Source organism: Bradyrhizobium sp. USDA 3240 (assembly GCF_054063295.1).
Window position 1 is genome coordinate 1,642,361 of sequence record NZ_JBSSGD010000002.1, and the last position, 18,433, is coordinate 1,660,793.

The 18,433-nt window shown below is 61.5% G+C and carries 19 protein-coding genes, 1 tRNA gene and 2 pseudogenes; 6 read left to right on the forward strand and 16 right to left on the reverse strand.

What is annotated here, in order from left to right:
- Window positions 1-5: 5 nt before the first annotated feature.
- A complete protein-coding gene (locus ACVIGA_RS08640; protein WP_456666049.1) occupies window positions 6-218 on the reverse strand; it encodes a DUF6894 family protein in 213 nt (70 codons plus the stop codon).
- Between the two features lie 281 nt (window positions 219-499).
- Window positions 500-664 carry a hypothetical protein gene (locus ACVIGA_RS08645; RefSeq protein WP_456666050.1) on the reverse strand — a complete coding sequence of 55 codons (165 nt, stop codon included), beginning with the start codon at window positions 662-664 and terminating at the stop codon, window positions 500-502.
- A gap of 401 nt (window positions 665-1,065) precedes the next feature.
- On the opposite strand from ACVIGA_RS08645, the gene mgtA reads away from it, so the two are divergent.
- Entirely contained in the window at window positions 1,066-3,672 is a 2,607-nt protein-coding gene (mgtA, locus tag ACVIGA_RS08650) for a magnesium-translocating P-type ATPase (RefSeq protein ID WP_456666051.1), read from the forward strand.
- 374 nt (window positions 3,673-4,046) lie between these two features.
- Here mgtA and ACVIGA_RS08655 read toward each other — a convergent pair whose 3' ends face one another.
- The 8 genes from ACVIGA_RS08655 to ACVIGA_RS08690 form a co-directional block, all read right to left on the reverse strand.
- A complete protein-coding gene (locus ACVIGA_RS08655) occupies window positions 4,047-4,307 on the reverse strand; it encodes a hypothetical protein (protein ID WP_456666052.1) in 261 nt (86 codons plus the stop codon).
- Between the two features lie 9 nt (window positions 4,308-4,316).
- Window positions 4,317-4,529 (reverse strand): YgaP family membrane protein, encoded by a 213-nt coding sequence (locus ACVIGA_RS08660; RefSeq protein WP_249131875.1) that lies wholly within the window; start codon window positions 4,527-4,529, stop codon window positions 4,317-4,319.
- 578 nt (window positions 4,530-5,107) lie between these two features.
- Window positions 5,108-5,479, reverse strand: a complete 372-nt coding sequence (locus ACVIGA_RS08665) for a carboxymuconolactone decarboxylase family protein (protein ID WP_456666053.1) — start codon at window positions 5,477-5,479, stop codon at window positions 5,108-5,110.
- 262 nt (window positions 5,480-5,741) lie between these two features.
- Complete coding sequence (locus ACVIGA_RS08670) at window positions 5,742-7,130, reverse strand: MBL fold metallo-hydrolase (protein WP_456666054.1); 1,389 nt, start codon at window positions 7,128-7,130, stop codon at window positions 5,742-5,744.
- On the reverse strand, window positions 7,127-7,549 hold the full coding sequence (locus tag ACVIGA_RS08675; RefSeq protein ID WP_456666055.1) for an LOG family protein: 423 nt from the start codon (window positions 7,547-7,549) through the stop codon (window positions 7,127-7,129). Before ACVIGA_RS08675 ends, ACVIGA_RS08670 begins: the two co-directional genes overlap by 4 nt.
- 8 nt (window positions 7,550-7,557) lie before the next feature.
- Window positions 7,558-8,133 (reverse strand): hypothetical protein, encoded by a 576-nt coding sequence (locus tag ACVIGA_RS08680; protein WP_456666056.1) that lies wholly within the window; start codon window positions 8,131-8,133, stop codon window positions 7,558-7,560.
- Window positions 8,126-8,314, reverse strand: a complete 189-nt coding sequence (locus tag ACVIGA_RS08685) for a hypothetical protein (RefSeq protein ID WP_456666057.1) — start codon at window positions 8,312-8,314, stop codon at window positions 8,126-8,128. Before ACVIGA_RS08685 ends, ACVIGA_RS08680 begins: the two co-directional genes overlap by 8 nt.
- A gap of 202 nt (window positions 8,315-8,516) precedes the next feature.
- Window positions 8,517-9,104 (reverse strand): CBS domain-containing protein, encoded by a 588-nt coding sequence (locus ACVIGA_RS08690; RefSeq protein ID WP_456666058.1) that lies wholly within the window; start codon window positions 9,102-9,104, stop codon window positions 8,517-8,519.
- A gap of 236 nt (window positions 9,105-9,340) precedes the next feature.
- On the opposite strand from ACVIGA_RS08690, the gene ACVIGA_RS08695 reads away from it, so the two are divergent.
- The gene (locus ACVIGA_RS08695) at window positions 9,341-9,967 is read left to right on the forward strand and encodes a LysE family translocator (protein WP_456666059.1); all 627 of its coding nucleotides are present in this window, start codon (window positions 9,341-9,343) and stop codon (window positions 9,965-9,967) included.
- A gap of 34 nt (window positions 9,968-10,001) precedes the next feature.
- Here the strand turns inward: ACVIGA_RS08695 and ACVIGA_RS08700 are convergent, their stop codons facing one another.
- Entirely contained in the window at window positions 10,002-10,466 is a 465-nt protein-coding gene (locus ACVIGA_RS08700) for a baeRF12 domain-containing protein (RefSeq protein ID WP_456666060.1), read from the reverse strand.
- Window positions 10,467-10,652: 186 nt separating this feature from the next.
- Between ACVIGA_RS08700 and ACVIGA_RS08705 the strand changes: the two genes are divergently transcribed.
- The gene (locus ACVIGA_RS08705) at window positions 10,653-11,243 is read left to right on the forward strand and encodes a CBS domain-containing protein (RefSeq protein ID WP_456666061.1); all 591 of its coding nucleotides are present in this window, start codon (window positions 10,653-10,655) and stop codon (window positions 11,241-11,243) included.
- Here ACVIGA_RS08705 and ACVIGA_RS08710 read toward each other — a convergent pair.
- On the reverse strand, window positions 11,144-11,707 hold the full coding sequence (locus tag ACVIGA_RS08710; RefSeq protein WP_456670768.1) for a S1C family serine protease: 564 nt from the start codon (window positions 11,705-11,707) through the stop codon (window positions 11,144-11,146). The two genes, ACVIGA_RS08705 and ACVIGA_RS08710, sit on opposite strands and share 100 nt — an antisense overlap.
- On the opposite strand from ACVIGA_RS08710, the pseudogene ACVIGA_RS08715 reads away from it, so the two are divergent.
- Window positions 11,707-12,087: pseudogene (locus ACVIGA_RS08715) on the forward strand (ribonuclease HII); the annotation flags it as partial. The gene ACVIGA_RS08710 and the pseudogene ACVIGA_RS08715 sit on opposite strands and share 1 nt — an antisense overlap.
- 25 nt (window positions 12,088-12,112) lie before the next feature.
- On the opposite strand, the gene ligD reads toward ACVIGA_RS08715, so the two are convergent.
- Window positions 12,113-13,060 (reverse strand): non-homologous end-joining DNA ligase, encoded by a 948-nt coding sequence (gene ligD / locus ACVIGA_RS08720; protein WP_456666062.1) that lies wholly within the window; start codon window positions 13,058-13,060, stop codon window positions 12,113-12,115.
- Window positions 13,061-13,492: 432 nt separating this feature from the next.
- Between ligD and ACVIGA_RS08725 the strand changes: the two genes are divergently transcribed.
- The gene (locus ACVIGA_RS08725) at window positions 13,493-14,638 is read left to right on the forward strand and encodes an AI-2E family transporter (protein WP_456666063.1); all 1,146 of its coding nucleotides are present in this window, start codon (window positions 13,493-13,495) and stop codon (window positions 14,636-14,638) included.
- A 63-nt stretch (window positions 14,639-14,701) separates the two neighbouring features.
- On the opposite strand, the pseudogene ACVIGA_RS08730 reads toward ACVIGA_RS08725, so the two are convergent.
- Together ACVIGA_RS08730 and ACVIGA_RS08735 are read right to left on the reverse strand one after the other, a co-directional pair.
- Window positions 14,702-15,542: pseudogene (locus ACVIGA_RS08730) on the reverse strand (OB-fold nucleic acid binding domain-containing protein); the annotation flags it as partial.
- A 64-nt stretch (window positions 15,543-15,606) separates the two neighbouring features.
- The gene (locus tag ACVIGA_RS08735) at window positions 15,607-15,819 is read right to left on the reverse strand and encodes a DUF2934 domain-containing protein (RefSeq protein ID WP_456666064.1); all 213 of its coding nucleotides are present in this window, start codon (window positions 15,817-15,819) and stop codon (window positions 15,607-15,609) included.
- Here ACVIGA_RS08735 and ACVIGA_RS08740 point away from each other — a divergent pair.
- The gene (locus tag ACVIGA_RS08740) at window positions 15,787-17,445 is read left to right on the forward strand and encodes an MFS transporter (RefSeq protein ID WP_456666065.1); all 1,659 of its coding nucleotides are present in this window, start codon (window positions 15,787-15,789) and stop codon (window positions 17,443-17,445) included. The two genes, ACVIGA_RS08735 and ACVIGA_RS08740, sit on opposite strands and share 33 nt — an antisense overlap.
- A gap of 901 nt (window positions 17,446-18,346) precedes the next feature.
- On the opposite strand, the gene ACVIGA_RS08745 is transcribed toward ACVIGA_RS08740, so the two are convergent.
- Window positions 18,347-18,429, reverse strand: a tRNA-Lys gene (locus ACVIGA_RS08745).
- Window positions 18,430-18,433 lie beyond the last annotated feature (4 nt).

An 18,433-nucleotide genomic window follows, 5' to 3' on the forward strand; every position in this document is an offset into this window, starting at 1 on the left:
GGTTTTCAGGCACGATAGATCGCCTCCCGGTGAATTTCCTTACCCCACTCGTCGATGACCACCACGTGCCGATCGACGTCGCCAGAGGGGTTCTCGCTTCGAAGCCTGCTCGCCATCTGCTTGCTGTGCGTGATCGCGGCGTCGACGTTCGCGAATTCAAGTCCGACCCGATCACGGACCGGGATACCGTCCTTCGTGTCGAAGTAGTAGGTTCTCATCAGGATCTACAGGCCTCGACCAAACACCCCCGCCCAAAGAAGCTGCCAGCTTACGCCTGCCAGCAGCTTCAGTGGGGCTGGCTGTGCGCAGTTAGGGGTGAATCTGCGCGACCCAAGCAAAGCGGATTCCGGGCGTGTCGGACTTGATCTCCATCAACCCGGCTTGCGATTTTCTGTCGCGCCTCGCGACGCAATCTCCCTCGATGCAGGCGGGAGCGGCCCGGCCCCGCAGTCGCCCAATAAGGCCACCCAGTGCCGCGCCCATCATCGTGACCCGGTCCTTATTCCGCGGCCTTAGCCTTTGGGTTTTGCTTGCGCCACTCGGCCAGCTTGGCCTCTTCCTCAGCCAGCAGCTTGTGAAGCATTTCGATCTTCCGTGCGTCAGCCTCTGTGGCCAGCAGGTCCTTGTAGTGGGCGATGTTCGCCCTGAATACGAAATCAGCCATGGCTCATTCCCCTCCCACAGGAGCCAAAAACGACCTTGTCGAACTGACACGTGCATAACAACATACGTTACTGTGTACACCGTGGAGCTACGGTGTCCCTATCGAATTCGCTGTCGGACAAACGTCAGCAATTCCGCCCCACTGAGACCGCCCTGCCAAGTAATTCGAGCCATTGCGGTCGAAAACAGGCCAGAAACGACAAAGGGCACTCCGGGACGGTCAAGGCGCGAGCGTGCTGCCAGATTCTGGCTTCGCCTCCATCGAATCGCGAGTTTCAATACTTAGCCAATGGATTACCGGCAATGCGTGTCTTGGCCGGGCCGGCTTGAGCCACATCAATCCCGGACCCAACCGGCCGCACTAGGTTGCGTTGCCAATCCTTCCAGTACCGCGAGATCCTCATGCCGCTCAAGCCGTCTGCGTATGGCCCAGCCGTTGAAGCGTTCTGGCGGGAGCCAACCAATTCGCTCTTGCGCAGTCTCGACACCGAACGGTGCGGTCTGCGCCAACAGGAGGCCGAAAAGCGGCTCGCCCTGATCGGCCCGAACCTCGCAGAGCCATCGGGCACGCGATCGATCCTGCAGAAGATCGTACATCGTTTGGTCAATCCGCTGATTGCCATCCTGATCGTGGCGGCAGCCGTGTCGGGGTTCAGCGGCGACCTCGCGAGCTTTGTGATCATCACGCTCGTGGTGGGCCTGTCACTGACGCTGGATATCGTGCAGGAGCACCGCGCGGAGGTCGCCGCCGAAGCGTTGCGGCGCTCGGTTGCCATCCAGGCCGATGTCATTCGCGACGGCGCAATCGTCGCGTTGCCGGTGAGCGAGCTCGTCCCCGGAGACGTCGTGGAGCTGCGGACCGGTGACCTCGTACCAGCCGACGGGGTCGCGCTTATGGCCCGCGATTTCCAGCTGAACGAGGCCCTCATGACCGGTGAACCGTTTCCGGCCGCCAAGACCACCGAGCCATGTGCTACCAATCTGCCTGCGGAAGCGAGCAATGCCCTGTTCGCCGGCACCAGCGTCGTTGGCGGTAGCGGGGTAATGCTCGTCGTCGAGACCGGGCGTCGTACGCGCTTCGGCATGATCAGCGCCGAGCTGTTGGCGAACGATCCCCCAAGCGCCCTCGAGCAGGGCGTCCAGAAGCTTGGCCTGCTCATTCTCAAGCTGACGCTTTTCTTGACGCTGTTCGTGCTGCTCGCCCACCTCGTGGCGCATCGGCCGGCCGTGGAATCATTCCTGTTTGCCGTCGCGCTGGCCGTCGGCCTGACACCCGAGCTCTTGCCGATGGTGATGACCGTGACGTTGGCGCGCGGGGCGCAGCGGATGGCGAAGCGGCACGTGATCGTCAAGAGACTGTCCGCGATCCACGATCTCGGTGCGATGGATACGCTATGCGTCGACAAGACCGGCACGCTGACCGAAGCCAAGATCACGCTCGCGGCACATCTGGATCCTGCGGGACGCCCCAGCGATCGGGTGCTCGAGCTGGCCCGATTGAACAGCGCGTTCCAGATCGGCATCCACAGCCCGCTGGATGAGGCGTTACTTGCCGCAGACAGCCCGCCGGGAAGCAGCGCCTGGACCCGGCTCGCCGAGATTCCCTTTGACTACGAGCGGCGCTGCCTCTCGGTCCTTGCGGCGCGAGACAACCACCGATTTCTGATCGTCAAGGGCGCGCCGGAAGCGATCGTGGCCCGCGCGGTCGCGGTCGAGGTCGATGGCTTGGCCCGACCGCTGGATGATAGCCACCGTGCTCAGCTCGTTCGTCTGGAGGATGACCATGCCCGGCAGGGCTTTCGGCTGCTCGGCGTCGCTATCCGAACCATGCCGCCGGACCGCGTCAATGTCACGACCGAGGACGAAGCTGTCCTGACGGTGGTCGGTTTCTGCGCCTTCGCGGACCCTCCCAAGCGCGATGCGGCCGACTCGGTCCGGGATCTGAGGGCACGCGGCGTCGGCATCAAGGTGCTCTCGGGAGACCACGCTGCGGTGGTCGCGCATGTCGCGGATGCCGTCGGTCTCCCCTCCGGTCGCATCCTGACCGGCGGCGAGATCGCCGATTTGAGCGATCAGGCGCTCGCCGCGCAGGTCGAGGATGTCGACTTGTTTGCCAGGATCGATCCCGAGCAGAAGAGACGGATTATCCGGGCCTTGCGTCAACGCGGTCACGTCGTCGGCTTCATGGGCGACGGCGTCAACGACGCTCCGGCGATTCACGCAGCCCATGTCGGAATTTCTGTCGCCGGCGCGACTGAAGTGGCACGCGCCGCCGCGGACATGATCCTGCTGGCTCCTGACCTCTCGGTGCTGGGTGCAGGCGTGATTGAGGGACGGCGAACGTTCGCAAACATCTCCAAATATGTGCGCATGGGAACCAGCTCGAATTTCGGCAACATGCTATCGATGGCGCTGGCATCCATTGCCCTGCCGTTCCTGCCGCTGTTGCCGCTGCAGATCCTCCTGAACAACCTGCTCTACGATCTCTCCGAGATCGGCATTCCATTCGATGAAATCGACGAGGAGGATGCCGAGAGACCCCAATCATGGAATATGGCGGATATCCTGCGGTTCACCTTCGTCATGGGCTCGATTTCATCGCTGTTCGACGTTGCGACTTTCACCATTCTCCTGAAGGTCTTCCACACCGACGCGGCCGCATTCCAAACCGGCTGGTTCCTGGAATCCATTGCTACCCAGATCCTCGTGATTTTTCTGATCCGCACGCGGCGGCCGCCATGGCGCGCCAGCCGCCCGCATCGCATCCTGGCGTTGGGCTCGCTGGGCGCACTTGCTTTCGGCATCTTCCTGGCGCTGGGACCGTTCGGTTCCTTGTTCGGTTTCGCGGACCTGCCGCCTCTGCTCCTCGGCACGATTGCTTTGATAACGATCAGCTACCTCGCCATGGCCGAGGCTGGAAAGCATCTTGCGCTCCCAGCCGCGGCACAGCCAAATCGCGCTATGCTGGCGCGACAGCATCCCGCCAGCGATGCCGCACTGAATGGATGACCCACAGACACGACCCATTAGCGGGAGCGCGGATCAGAGTTGATCCGCATCAAGGCCATTCTTCCTCCCAAGAGCGATCCTTGCACTGGTATGACAAATGGCTTTGACCACAAATGGATCGATCACGGCAACGGAACGCACAGAGACTTGACGACACGAGCGATAGCAATGCTCGGGCCGCTACAGCCTCTACACCGGCCCCAACATTCAACCAGCTGATCCGACGCCGCCAGCGTCGAAACGGCCAGACCGTCTCATGGTACGGCCGTTTGCTGATCGTTGGAGCATTGCTGGTCGCCGCCGGCTGGCAGATCTTCCAGCTGCTTCTGACTATCGTCACTCTCGACTGAAAGTTCGTTGAACGGATTGCGGGCTCAGCGGGACATCGGGGGCGCGTCCTGCACCAATTCGACCGAACGATACGCATCGGAGTTCGATTTTCGGAAGTACACCGAGCCGTCTCCCGGAACGCTCACGCAATGGTGCTTCTTGGCAAATTGTGCGGACTTGGCGGCAGCGACCTCGTTGATCCCAAACAACCGCTCATAATCATGATCGGAGATTCTCAACACAGCGCCAGCGCCGAGACGATCGAGCCGCGATCGCAACTCGGCAAAGGTCAGGTCTTTATTCATGCGCTATCTCTAGATCGAGCTGGACTTCTGCCGAGTGTTGATTCCCAGCAATGTGTAGAGCGGACAGTACGAAAAGAATGCTGTCGCGATCAGAACGAATCCGAGCGTGCCGGCAACCAGCCACCCCGCTCCAAGCGAGCCGTCCTTGAGCGTATATGCGATCACAGCCAGGCCGATGATGATCCGGGCGTACTGATCAATGAGTCCGACGTTGCGTGTCATGGCGATGTGCCTCCTTTGATACAGCTTCATTTTGAACGCATTCCGGCTCACGGCTCTTGATCGTGATCAATTCACACGGTGCAGACCACCAACGAGCGCCAGACCGGGCGGACACAGCCGGTCTGGCAATTGACACTGTGCCGTTCGAGATAGCTCGCGACATCTCGCAAGCGGCGGGTGGCTGCGTCCCTGCTTGTCAGACGTCGGTCGCCTGCCTAATCTGGACCCCGCCGGACGCTGCGAGCCGAGCACGCGAGCGCCTCATATCCGGCCGCGAAGTGATCGCCGGTCGCCTGGTCCTGATGTCGTGCAACGGGGCGCTTCGTCCGCTCGGCGCGGCACGCCCAATATGAAGTGTCGTCCTGAGGCTTTCCGGCACGCGGCTTCTTCTGCGCGACCTCAACAGCATCCTTCGCCGCCTGACGTGGGGGCTGCGCTTCGGTCCTGTGTTGCTGCGACGGCCGCTGCTTGGCATTTCCAGAGCACATCGTGCAACTCTCCGGGCTATCGAAGTACGACGGCTCCGGTCCCTTCCGGTAGTTCGCCAACCGCCTCGCCGCGCATGGCCTCGATCGGGATCAGTCCATCGCCGGCTCGGCAACCCTCGCGCGCTCCTGAAACTGGTCGTACGCCCCCAGAGCGTCAGCGGCATACATCAAGGACGGCCCACCGCCCATGTAGACCGCAATTGCGAGCGCCTCCTCGATCTCCTTGCGGCTGACCCCAAACTTGACCAGGGCCTCGGCGTGGAAGCCGATGCAGCCGTCGCAATGAGCGGCAACGCCCAGCGCGAGCGCGATCAATTCCTTTGTTCGTGCATCAAGCGCGCCATTTCTGGTTGCCGCCTGCGCCATCGCCGAGAACGCTCGCATGGTCTCCGGAATGCCCTTGCGGAGCTGGTCCAGATTGCTGGAGATGTGCTTGCAGACGTCGGCATAGTCCTTTTGCATGCGACCCTCGGTCTTCGAGATTGGAACGGTCCAGGAAAAGGGCGGCTTTACCGACGGGGATGCACCGGCGAACGCCGCCCTTCATCCCAGCAGCCCGGCAACACGAACTGGCCTCTCTGAAGGACCTGCGCGTTCGGCCTGCAAGGACCCGCACTTTGTAACGCAGCGATCACGCGTGACATTGCGCCAGATCAAACCGCGCCTAGTTTGCCGCTTGCCTCAGATCAACACGTCCAACCATCAGAAACTAATCGCGGGCCGCCTAGAGATCGAACACGTCACCCAGACGCGGCAGCTCGACCCGCTGGCCCGGCAAAAGCGTTGCGAGCGCCTGCATTGCGGGCTCTTCGCCGTGGACCAGGAACGTTGCCTCGCATCCCTCGATCGCGCTTCGCCATGCGAGCAGCTCCTGCTGGTCCGCATGAGCCGAAAATCCGTTTATCGTGTAGATCGTGCTGCGCACCGCAATGTCTTCGCCGAACAGCCGCACGGACTTGGCCCCATCGATGATCTGTCGCGCAATCGTTCCCGAGGCGGCGTATCCGACAAATACGACCGCCGATTCCTTGCGCCAGATATTGTGCCGGAGATGATGGCGAATTCTGCCGCCGGTGCACATGCCGGACCCGGCCATGATGACGGCACCGCCGGTTACCCTGTTGATGGCGACTGAATCGGCGCTCTCGCGGACCAGATGCAGGTTTGCCGGTTGCAGTGGATCCCGCCCATCCCGAAACATGGAAGCGGCCTCGGAGCTGAGACATTCGGAATGCCGCTTGAATATCTCGGTCGCCGAGATCGCCATCGGCGAATCCAGAAAGATTTGCATCGCCGGTGGCAGCCTGCTGCGCTCCATCCCCTGGCGCAGCACATTGAGGATCTCCTGGGCGCGCTCGAGCGCGAAAGTCGGGATGATGACGTTACCGCCACGCGCCAGCGTGCTGCTGATCGCGCCGTAAAGCTCCTCGATGGAGTCGTTCAGCGATCGATGGCGCCTGTCTCCATACGTCGATTCCATGACGACAATATCGGCGCGAGCGGGGGGACTGGGGGTGCGCAGCAGGGGGCGATCGGCATTGCCAAGATCGCCCGAGAACAAGACCGAACGCGCGCGGCCATGCTCGGCAGCCTCGATCAGGATGCTCGCAGAGCCCAGGATATGGCCGGCATCGAAGAAAGTCGCTCGGAGTCCCTCCGCGAGTTGCAGCGGTCGTCCATATTCAGCCGTCCTTCCAAACCGGTCGAAGCAATCGAGTGCATCGACGACAGTGTAGAGCGGCGACGGCATATCCTCTTCGCCGCGCCTGCGCCGTTGACGGGCTCTCCGCTGCGCGTCTTCTTCCTGGAGATGCGCGGCGTCGACAAGCACGAGGCGAGCCAGCTCGCGACTGGCCGCAGTCGTGATCACTTCACCCCTGAACCCTCGCTTGGCGAGCAATGGAATCCTGCCGCAGTGATCGAGATGAGCATGGGTCAGGAGCACATAGTCGATGGTTGCTGGGTCGAACCCGAAGGCGGCAATATTGTCTTCCACCAGGTCGAGGCCTCCCTGAAAAAGACCGCAATCGATCAGAATGCGTCGGTTCAGGCATTCGACCAGGTGACAGGATCCGGTCACCGCTCGATGGGCGCCATGAAACGATAACTTCACGATCCGACCTCTTGACTGATCGACTTGCCCCGTGAGGCGACTTCTCCAACCGGAAGCAGCGGCTGGCCAGCTACCTCGTACCACCGCAGGATACCCTGCCAGGCTTCCTCGGCGGTCTCTGCAAACCAAAACAGTTTCCTGTCTTCCGGATCGATGACCCCCTCCTCGACAAGGAAGTCCGGATCAAACGCGCGACGCCAATACGACTCGCCAACCAGCACGACCGGCACCGGCGCAATCTTTCGGGTTTGCGCCAACGACAACACTTCGAACAGCTCGTCCATCGTTCCAAAGCCACCCGGGAATGCCACCAGCGCCCGCGCACGCATCAGGAGATGCAACTTTCGCATCGCAAAATAGTGAAACCTGAAGCAGAGCTCGGGCGTGACATACGGGTTAGGGCACTGCTCCTTCGGCAAGGTGATGTTCAGTCCAATCGACTGGGCCCCGACATCGTGCGCCCCCGGTTGGCGGCTTCCATGATGCCCGGGCCGCCGCCTGTCATGATCATGAGGCGGCCGCCGATGGCCTTTTCACTTGAGACACCGACGATTTGTCCGAACTCGCGCGCGATTCCGTAATAATTGCTCTTCGCCGCAAGGCTCCGTGCCGTCTTGAGACGGCGCTGCAAGCCGTCATCGTCGGGATTCAGCGCGAGCGCATCAGCTATCGAGGCGACGGCCCGGCGCGCCGCCTTTGCTTCGCAAATGCGAGTGCTGCCAAAGACAACGATCGTATGAGCGATCTGATGCTCCCGGAGCAGGGTCTCCGTCTTGAGGAAATCGAGTTGGAGGCGAACGCCGCGCGTGGCTTCACTCTGCAGGAAATCTTCGTCCTGATCCGCCTCCCGATAGCTTGGCGATTGCAGGATGCTGCGCGGAACGCCAGGCGCGCGGCTGTCCTCTTCGGCGCCCTTGGGCTGCCCACCCGGAAGTACCGCAGCCCTGTCGACACGGTGAGCCAATTTCGTGCTCGGACGAATCGATGGCAGATCGTCAGCCATGCGTCGGCATGCCGTCCGCCTCGGAGGATGTGAGCGCCGCATCGTGCTTCAGCGCCTCCCGAACCTCGTCGTCTTCCAACGCATCCAGTAGCCAGCGGCGATCGACCGGCTTCGCGCAACCAATATCCGATCCAGATTTCACAGGTTGCTCGACGGCCGGCAACTTCATTCGGTCAGTCATGGCGAACCTCGTCAGCATTCGATGGCTATCGCCTACTATCCGCGATCGATTGCACGGATTCCTTGAGCAAAGTCAATTCAGCGATAGCTTTCTTTGATGGTGAGGCGCGGAATTGAGCCGACCTTCTCGCTGTTATTGCACTCGATCAGAGGCGCGCTCGGATCAATCGCACGCTCTACAATTGCCTGCCGTGGCTTCCGCGTCAGTCGCCCTCGGATCGCGCGAGTATTCGCTCAAGCGCGATGATCAGCTGCACGCGGCCAACGATGCCAACGACCCGCGCATCCCGGAGAACCATGACTTGCGATATCTGATGCTTGTCCATTTCGGCGACGATCTCGTCCACGGTCGCGCATTCGTCGACGCAAACGGGCTTGTGGCTCATCACAGCATCGACGCTCAGGGCCCGAGTCCGCTCGCGGAGCAGCCGCCCTTCCTCTCTGCTCAGCATCCATTCGAGCCAGAATCCCTCTGGCCAATGCACGCCGAGTTCGCGACGGTGCAGGAAGTCACCTTCTGAGATAACACCGACCAGCGCCCCCGAGCCTTCGAGCACAGGCAAGGCGCGCTGGCCAGTTTCCAACAGCGAACGGACAGCATCGAGCAATGGCGCGCCCGGTTTGATTGTCGCGAAAGAAGTGCGCATTACATCTAAAGCCAACATGGCAAACTCCCGGAGCTTCGTGTACGCGATGATCTGCCAGCATCGGTCAAAACACGACGGGCCAGACTGACCTGGATCAACGAAGCCGTGCAGTTTTTCTAGCCGCTGGTTTCGCCGCAGGACCATTAGGCGACTCTCAGCTCATATGGCGATCGCCGTCGAGGGTGAGGTCGTCGCCTGAATGGCCACGTCGGAAGCTACTCGCAGAAGCTCGCGGCTGTTGCGGTGCCTACCGGCAACGCGCCGCATCCATGTTAACTCGCGATCGGAGGAGCGGCGGCATACCAGGGAATATTTGACCCAGATCAAGCCGTTAGACCGATAGCTAGGTAACCTTGCATTGGGAGCGCACGAATCGAGCTATGAGCGAAAACTCTCTATTTGCTTTCGCACTAACGGTCACGCTCATCGAACTGACACCGGGGCCTAACATGGGCTATCTCGCGGTGCTGGCCGCGTCGGCTGGTCGTAGGGCCGGTCTTGCCGCAACAGCCGGTGTCGCTTTCGGCCTGTTAGGAGTTGGAATCGCATCGTCGCTCGGCCTTGCAGCTATCGTCGCTGCCTCCACCCCGCTTTACGAAGCCCTTCGTTGGGGCGGCGCGCTCTACCTGTTTTGGCTTGCCTGGCAAGGATGGCGCGATGCGCCGCAAGTGATCACCAAGCCAATCGAAGCGGCGGAGAATACCAAATTCTTCATCAGGGGCTTGATTACCAATCTACTCAATCCCAAGGCCGGTGTTTTCTATCTATCGATTTTTCCGACTTTCATCGATGAGGCACGTCCGTTGCTGCTGCAAACAGCGGTTCTGCTGACGGTATACGTCACGATAGCGACTGTAATTCACACGGCTGTCGTGATTTCAGCGAACGCCATCCAGCCAAGCATCGAAAAGCGGGCAAACACAATGCTCATCAGGCGGATAATGTCAGTGTTACTGGCCGTTGTCGCAATCTGGCTGTTCTATACGACAAGACGGACTTACGCTTGAACTCGCTCTTGAAACACTGTCGGCCGCACAGTGCCTATCGTGCAGGCGACGCAAGCGCGTCCATAATATGCTCTTCAATTTCCCCGACGGGACGCTTGGTCAGATCCTTGGGAATTTCCGCAATGATATAGCGTCTCACGTCGGGTGCGAGTGTCGCCCGAAGCTGTGCCAGCGTGCGCGGTGGAGCGACGATGACAAGCGCTATGGCCTTTCCGCTCCGGACAATCTCCTCCGCAGCCCGCGCAACCCGTTTTGTGAACCGATACTCCTCGAGCTCGTGCCAGTCCGTCGGTTCGACAGCTCCTCGTTGACCGGAGACGATCCCCTTGACGAAGTGTCCCGGGCGGTCCGTGCCTTGCAGATACGTTGCCGGGTTCTGATCTTCGAAGACAATCTCCGCCTTCAGGTTGGGGAACCGTTCGTCGCCTTCGTTGCGAAGCATCAACGCCTTGCGCCCGTCTCCCACAAGCACGAGCGCGTTCTGTGGAATTCCCGCCATCTCGACATCCTCCGCTTCAACGAAGCCTCTCTAATGCCGGGAGGCGCCAGATCGATTGATCGGGGTCAAATCACGCATGCGTGCGATCCCGCAGAATAAGACATCTTACCGTCTACAGAGAGCACGATCATGCAAGCACGCGACGTCATGGTGTCACCCGTCATCACGGTGCACTCCAACGCAACGGTGCAGCGGATTGCTTCCCTGCTGCTCCGGCACCGCATCAGCGCCGCTCCCGTTGTGGGCAGGGACAGCGAACTCGTCGGGATCGTCACGGAAAGCGACTTCATGCATCGGACCGAAGCCGGCACCGAGCGCCCGTATTCGTGGTGGCTGCGGCTTCTGCTCGGAGACGCCCAAATGGGGTCGGACTACGTGAAATCCCATGCGGTCAGGATCGCGGACATCATGACCCGTAAGGTCGTGACCGCGGCGCCGGACACACCTCTACACGAAATTGCGATGCTACTCGAGAAACGTGACATCAAGCGTGTCCCCATCGTCGATGAAGCCGGCCAACTCCTCGGCATCGTCAGCCGGGCCAACCGGCTCCAGGCCGTCCCGAGCGCCCGGCCGAAGCTGGAGATATCACCGACCGATTCCATCATCAGGAAGAAATTGCTCGGCGAACTTCGCGAGCAACCATGGGCACACACCTTCAATCTGACCGCGACCGTTCAGAACGGCGTCGTCGACCTGTGGGATATGCGCCATCCGCCGCAGAGCGCGCGGCGATCCGGATTGCCGCCGAAGCAATCCCCGGTGTCGTTGCTGTGAACGATCACCTGCTGGAAACACCGACCATGGTCTACTGATCCCGGTGCACGATCATCGAGCAGCCACCATTCGGTAGTCAAGTCGGTCGCACTTCGAAAAGATCCGCGATCCCGCGGAATGCCTAAATTCATTCTGATGTAGAGGCGATCGATGGCATCCGAGGGAATCGCAAAGGCGCGCTCGGATTCGGTCTCGACGGTGGTGGCGGCAACAATGCCGATCACTTCGCCCCGCAGATTGAACAGCGGCCCGCCTGCACTGCCGCGATCCAGTAACGCGTCGGTCTGAATGAGATCCTGGCAGGGAATACCAGGCAACGAACGATGCAGAGCGCTGACGATGCCGAAACTAATGCTTTGAGTGAACCTCGAGGAGCCACTGACCGCAACAACGAAATCCCCGGGCTCTGCGTCGATCGATCGACCGATGCGAGCCGCGGTCAGGCCGGAGGCTGAAATCCTCAGCATCGATCTTGGCGATGCAGCGTGCGGTCCAGGGGTTGGCGTCGACGCCGCAACATCTGCTGATCGACGCGAAGCGGCTGAAGGAAATCGACATCCCGCAGCAGGCGATCATAAAAGGCGACGCCAAGTCCGCCAGTATCGCCGCCGCGTCAATCCTCGCGAAGGTCGAGCGCGACGCGGTGATGCGGATGCTCGACACGCGCCATCCCGGTTATGGGTTCGCCGACCACAAGGGGTATCCGGTCAAAGAGCATTATGCGGCGCTTGATCGGCTCGGCGCGTGCGCGGCCCATCGGCGGTCGTTCGGGCCGGTGCGCAAGGCTCTCGGTTTGCCGCCTCTGCCGCCGTGGCCCTCCGCATCCGAACGCGCGGCCAACTAACGTAGTACGAGGCGTCGCCTCGGCGTTATTTTCGCGACCGTGACCTTTCGCGCACGACATCGCCCGGCTTCTTGTCGGAACGAAGCCCGAGATAGACCGGCTGGCGGAGCTCGCCCTTGCTCGTCCATTCCGCAAACTTCACCTCGGCGACAAGTGACGGCCGGACCCAGGTCGTTACGGCTTCGTCCTTCACTTTTATAGGAAAAGGCGACTTCGACGTTTTCAACTTTGCGAGCTTCCCGTAAAGTTCCTCGAGGGTTGCGTGACTGAAGCCTGTGCCGACGTGCCCGATGTATCTCCATGCATTTTCTTCGCGCACCGCCAAAGTCAACGCGCCGAAGAATGGCCGAGTGCGACGCGGAGCGGTGAAGCCCGCGATCACGACCTCCTGCCGCTGGGCGGTCTTCACCTTCAGCCAGTCGGCGGTCCGGCTGCCAGAGGCGTACGGGCTGTCAGCGCGCTTGGCCATGATGCCTTCGAGATGCCTGCGTTCGGCTTCGGCGAAAAACTTCTTTCCGTTGCCTATGCGGTGCGCGCTGAACGCGATCAGCTTGTGGTGCGGCAGGACGGCCTTGAGCCGTTTCTTCCGCTCGAGCAACGGCAGCTTTCGCAGATCCTCGCCGTCCGCGTACATGAGGTCGAACGCGCAATACAGGAGCTTGGCTTCATGGCGTAGCGCGTTCTGCAGCAGTTGGAAATGCGAGACGCCGTCCTTGCCGATGGCGACGAGCTCGCCGTCGATGACCGCGTCGGCCTTCACGCCTTCAAGCGCTCTCGCGACCTCCACGTAGGAATGACTGATGATCTTTCCGTTGCGGCTATAGAGCGCGACCTTGCCGCCGCGGATCTCCGAGACCATCCGGAAGCCGTCATACTTGTCTTCGAATATCCAATCGGGATCGTCAAAGGGGGCATCCGTGAGCGTAGCCAGCATAGGCTGAAGGCGCTTCGGCAGCTTCGATTCTCGGCTCATGGGCGCTGCCGGTCTAGGGGCAAGGTCGCCGCCGCAGGCGCCGGTGCTGCGGTCAGCTTCAACGTGAGCAGCACTGACCATTTGATCGACGGTCTCAAGGGCATACGGAAGGTCTCCAGACGGTTAACCGCAACGATCGCCTGGCGTTCCGGAGGTGGAACATAGCTCCGCTCCGGCAGTTTTATGCACGCGGGCCAGGAAAAAGGAATGAAATGCGCACTGACGACCGAGCTCCGGAATCCGCCGAATCCCCGAGCTTAGAGGCCGAAGCGGCCGCCTGGCGCAGCAGACGCATCGGAAATCCAGACTCCGTCGCCGGCAAAATCCCTGTTGTTCGCATCCGCCGACGTGCGTTGATGACAGCTCGGGCCGCGTCGGTCGACCGTCCGTCCGCAGCCGAACCGCGATAGCGGTCTTTCTCGCGGCGCCATCATGGAAACAAAAGCAAAAGAGGGCGCAAAGCAACCAACGGGGGGCAAACCACGTCTGGCGGCGGCCAGGACGGCGGCGCAGAAGCCGCTTCCGCTTGGCGCGAGTGCACGCACAAACGCCCGGGTCGTGTTCGCCCTGGTCCTGGTAGCGCTTGCGTTGTGGACGGCCTCCAGCTTTTTGCCGCCATTGATGTGGGCGACCGTACTCGCCGTATCATTATGGCCCGTGTATCTGAAGTTTGCGACGCGGTTCATGGACGGTCCGTCAGCGACGGCAGCGTTCGTGTTCACTGTGCTCGTCGCGCTGATCCTGGTCACGCCGATATCGCTTGCGGTCTATACGATCGCAGAGCAGAGCGACATGCTCCTCGACTGGTTCAAGCGCGCGCGCGAGGGAGGGATCGAGGTGCCGGACTGGGTCGCCCGCCTGCCTATCGCCGCCGAAAGCACGCAGCAATGGTGGCGTGCCAATCTGTCGGACCCGAAAGCGGCCTCGGCCTGGCTGAAGTCGCTCAACGCGGAGAACGTGTCCGATCTCTTCACGACGTTCGGCGGTCAGCTCATCCATCGCCTATTCATGTTGTTCTTCTCGCTATTGGCTTTGTTCGCGCTACTGCGGCATGGACGCGCGGTGGCCAGCCGCGTGCTGGAAACCTGCGATCGTCTCTTTGGCGAAGCTGGAGAGGGCCTCGTCGAAAAAATGGTGGACGCGACGCGGGCGACCGTGAACGGGACAGTGCTGGTCGCCGTCGGCGAGGGCGTCGCAATCGGCCTCGTCTATTTCGTGGCCGGCGTTCCTAACGCGCTGACCTTTCTGATCCTTACGACCGCGTTCGCCATGATCCCGTTCGGCGCGTGGGTGGCGTTCACCGTGGCGGCGATCGTAACGATATCGACGGGCGGCAGTGGATTCTCCGCGGCGGTGGTATTCGTCTGGGGTTCGATCGTCATGCTCGCAGGCGACCACTTTGTGTGGCCGACCTTGGTCAGCGGCTCCGCAAGACTGCCCTTCCTGCTCGCCTTCGTCGGGATCTTCGGCGGCTTGGCCGCGTTCGGCCTGATCGGATTGTTCGTTGGCCCGGTCATCATGGCAGCTTTCCTGGCGATGTGGCGTGAATGGATTTTCCGACCGGTGCCGCAAGCTTAGGATAGCGCGTCCCAAACATCACGGCACTTCGGTATCGAACGAAGTTCGGCCCGCGCCGGACAACTATTGGAAATCCCGCGTCTTCACCTTGATCGAGTCGATATGCAGGTCGGGTACGTAGATGTCGCGCGGCTTCGGCGGCAGGCTCCGCGGATCGATGCCGGGACTGCCGTTGTGGAATTTGTCGCCGCGTCCGTGCGGCAGCGGGAAGCCGTCGTCTCGGTCACCGACCCCGGCAAGTTCAGAGGAGAGATCGGTGAGATGGTTGGCGACGAGATGCACGACCTCGCCCTCGCGCTGGATACGACCCTTTACGCTGATCATGCCGGCTGCAAGATGATGCGGCGCTGGCGCTCATAGAGCGATGGCCAGATCACCAGGTTGGCGACGCCGGTCTCGTCCTCGATGGTGATGAACATGACGCCCTTGGCGGACCCCGGTTTCTGACGCACCAGCACCAGGCCCGCGTGGTCATCCGTTTTCCGTCGCAGCGTTCATCGCCTCGTGACACGTGACGATCCGGCGGCTTGCGAGATCGGGACGCAGGAAGCTAGCCCGGGTGCTGCCGAAGTGTGAGGCCGACATGCCAGTAGTCTTCGACGACCTCAGTGCTGGACATCATCGGGCGCAGCGTCACCGCCGGCTCCCGGACCTCCTCGACGGTCCGGGCCTCGCGCCGCGAGGCCGCGGCGAACAGTTCCAGCGGTTCGTCGCGGAGCGCCTTCAGCGCCCAGAGGGCTTCCGGCCGAGCCACTTTCGTTCATGGCGTCGGCCTCGGCCAGTTGACCAGCGAAGCGACCGGAACGTCGGACCGGCGCCAAAGATCGTCGATCGAAGAGAACGAATCGTCGGCGCGGGACGCGACGATCTCGGCGCCGTCCTTGTTGGCCAGGCCGCGAACGATTTCAGTCACCTCGTGATGCTCGCGGACCGGCCGTAAGCGACCCGAAGGCGCCTCGCGGAAACTGTCAGGCGGCTCGGCGCTTCTTCGGAGACGTTGCCTTGGACTTGCGTGCCGGCTTCTTTTCGACGGCAGTTACGCAGGCGACGTCTCCCAGTGATGCGGCCAGGACATCGCGCTGCGCTTCGAGCCAGAACGCGTCGGCCCTGCCATCCGGACAACCCGCTTCCATCCACATGTGGTAGGCGTGCTCTCTGACTTTTTGTTCCAAATCCTGCATCTCGCTGCTCCATTCCAAGGACGGGATAGTGATGGCGCCCGACAGTTAAAAAGGTTCAAAGAGGTCGCCCTGATACCGACATCCAGGTCCCGCATACGGCTTCGAACCTCCGCCGGGCCAACGCGTTGTCAGCCGGTTGCCTTCCGTTTCGGCTGTCGACCCGAACCGCGACCGAAGGTGATCCGGATGACCCACACGCTGCAATCTCCGGCCATGATCCGGACCAACATCCCGTTTCGCCTCGACCGGCTCCCCTGGAGCCGGTTCCACCTGCTGGTCGTCATCGGGCTCGGCATTACGTGGATCCTCGACGGGCTGGAGGTCACCATCGTGGGTTCGCTGGGGCCGGCTCTGCAGAGCGCCGACACCCTGCACCTCAGCAGCGCAAACCTCGGCGCGATCGCTTCCTTCTACGTCGTGGGTGCGGTGGTGGGCGCGCTGGTCTTCGGCTGGATCACGGATCGGCATGGCCGCCGGCTGGTGTTCTACGTCACCTTGATCGTCTACCTGACCGGCGTGCTGCTCAGCGCATTCGCCTGGGATTTCTGGAGCTTTGCAGTCTTCCGGATGATCACCGGGCTCGGCATCGGCGGCGAGTACGCCGCGGTGAATTCGGCGATCGACGAGCTCATTCCGGCAAAATACCGCGGCCGCGTCGACCTCCTCGTCAACGGCAGCTTCTGGCTTGGCGCGGCCGGTGGCGCGCTCGCCGCCCCGTTCCTGCTCGATCATCGCCTTTTCGCGCCGGATGTCGGTTGGCGGCTGGGCTTCGGTATCGGAGCCGTGCTCGGCCTCGGCATCCTGCTGCTCCGGCGCTTCGTGCCTGAGAGCCCGAGATGGCTGGTAACGCATGGACAAAACGAACTCGCCGAGAAGACGGTCGGCGACATCGAGAAGGACGTCGAGACGGCGACGGGACAGCATCCGCCGATGCCAACGGAAACCATCGAGGTCCATCCCAAGAAGGTCTTCGGGATCGGACTGATCCTGTCGTCGATGGCCGGACAATACCGCAAGCGGAGCATTCTCGCGCTGGTGCTGATGGTCGCCCAGTCGTTTCTCTACAACTCCGTATTCTTCACCTTCGGCCTGGTGCTGTCTCATTTCTACAAGGTGCCGAGCGGGCGCGTCGGCCTGTATCTTCTCCCGCTCGCACTCGGCAACTTCTGCGGACCGCTGTTTCTCGGACCACTGTTCGACACGGTAGGCCGGAAGGTGATGATCGCGGGCACGTTCGCGGCCAGCGGGCTGCTGCTCCTGGCCACCGCGTACCTGTTCGCTGCCGGATTCCTCACGCCGCTCACGCAGACGATCGCCTGGTTCTCAATCTTCTTCTTCGCCTCGGCGGCCGCGAGTTCGGCCTATCTGACCGCAAGCGAGATATTTCCGCTTGAGACGCGCGCGCTGGCGATTGCATGCTTCTATGCGCTCGGCACCGCCATCGGCGGCAGCACGTCGCCGCTTCTGTTCGGCTGGCTGATCGCGTCAGGTTCGGCCTGGCGGGTGAGCGCCGGATACGCATTGGCCGCTGCCCTGCTCCTGGCCGCCGCCGCGACCGAGTTGGTGCTGGGAATCGACGCGGAGGGGAAGTCGCTGGAAAGCATCGCAGATCCGCTGTCCAGCTAGGAACGGCGACCAACCCAAACGCGCGAGCTTGTCGTGCGAAGGGGGAGAAAAATGACGCCACCGCGCCGAAAACCGGGTGAGGCCTGGCTTGGTTTGCGGGCCGTGCGGCTGCCGCCACAACGGCCTAATCCCTCGACGGCTTTGGTTGCGTTTCACTGACCGGATCAGGAGCGGGAAAGTGTCCTCAACCCTCTTCGAGCTTCTTGTTTTCTATCGGCCTGTGCGGCCCGCTTCGGATCTCGCGTGCTTGTCGTGGGGCGCCGCGTTGAAGCGCCTTCAAAGAGCGATGGGGCGGATATATGCGCGGCCAAAGAAGAGCCGTGCGCCAAGCGTCGATCATCTCGACGACTTCAGAACGGCCCGGCGGCTCGAGAAGTCGATTGGTTTACCTGCAGATTAAAGTGAAGCGGGGCTGACTCCCGATTTGTCCCTCGTCAGTGCTGTGCCGGGATCTTCGTTGGTCTCAAACGGAACGAATTATCGAGTGCGGATTCAATCGTCAGGAAACATACGATGGCACTGACGAAAGAACGACGTTCCGATTTCAGGACAGTGGATAGATGGGCGACCCGAATTCTTTTCGAGGATTGAGACGAGCTACTCGGTGGCGCGCATCTGTCGCTAGTGATCTCGGCCTGCCTGCGGTAGCTACGAGGGAATCCAAAGCTTCGGTAATTTCGCTAACTGCTTGATTTATCTGGTACAGTTGGGTGGGCTCGAACCACCGACCTCCTGTTCCACAGGGAGCGGTTCTATCCGGCGGACCTCCAGCCCGCCTTGGCCGAGAGCAGTTCACAATGTCGAGAGCCGGATCGTTGCCTGGGCGACAAAAACACCGTTTGAAAAACCGTTTTAGTTCGGCCGTCTCAAACGGTTTTTCCCGCTAAGTCCTTGAGGGTCATGGTGGGCGCACCAGGGCTCGAACCTGGGACCCGCTGATTAAGAGTCTGCTCCCTTGCGGGTCAACACAGGTACTTAACACCCTGAG

Coding starts and splice junctions, on each gene's coding strand:
- ACVIGA_RS08640 (WP_456666049.1), bottom strand. CDS start 218: ATGAGAACCTACTACTTCGACACGAAGGACGGTATCCCGGTCCGTGAT.
- ACVIGA_RS08645 (WP_456666050.1), bottom strand. CDS start 664: ATGGCTGATTTCGTATTCAGGGCGAACATCGCCCACTACAAGGACCTG.
- mgtA (WP_456666051.1), top strand. CDS start 1,066: ATGCCGCTCAAGCCGTCTGCGTATGGCCCAGCCGTTGAAGCGTTCTGG.
- ACVIGA_RS08655 (WP_456666052.1), bottom strand. CDS start 4,307: ATGAATAAAGACCTGACCTTTGCCGAGTTGCGATCGCGGCTCGATCGT.
- ACVIGA_RS08660 (WP_249131875.1), bottom strand. CDS start 4,529: ATGACACGCAACGTCGGACTCATTGATCAGTACGCCCGGATCATCATC.
- ACVIGA_RS08665 (WP_456666053.1), bottom strand. CDS start 5,479: ATGCAAAAGGACTATGCCGACGTCTGCAAGCACATCTCCAGCAATCTG.
- ACVIGA_RS08680 (WP_456666056.1), bottom strand. CDS start 8,133: ATGGCTGACGATCTGCCATCGATTCGTCCGAGCACGAAATTGGCTCAC.
- ACVIGA_RS08685 (WP_456666057.1), bottom strand. CDS start 8,314: ATGACTGACCGAATGAAGTTGCCGGCCGTCGAGCAACCTGTGAAATCT.
- ACVIGA_RS08690 (WP_456666058.1), bottom strand. CDS start 9,104: ATGGTCCTGCGGCGAAACCAGCGGCTAGAAAAACTGCACGGCTTCGTT.
- ACVIGA_RS08695 (WP_456666059.1), top strand. CDS start 9,341: ATGAGCGAAAACTCTCTATTTGCTTTCGCACTAACGGTCACGCTCATC.
- ACVIGA_RS08700 (WP_456666060.1), bottom strand. CDS start 10,466: ATGGCGGGAATTCCACAGAACGCGCTCGTGCTTGTGGGAGACGGGCGC.
- ligD (WP_456666062.1), bottom strand. CDS start 13,060: ATGAGCCGAGAATCGAAGCTGCCGAAGCGCCTTCAGCCTATGCTGGCT.
- ACVIGA_RS08725 (WP_456666063.1), top strand. CDS start 13,493: ATGGAAACAAAAGCAAAAGAGGGCGCAAAGCAACCAACGGGGGGCAAA.
- ACVIGA_RS08735 (WP_456666064.1), bottom strand. CDS start 15,819: ATGCAGGATTTGGAACAAAAAGTCAGAGAGCACGCCTACCACATGTGG.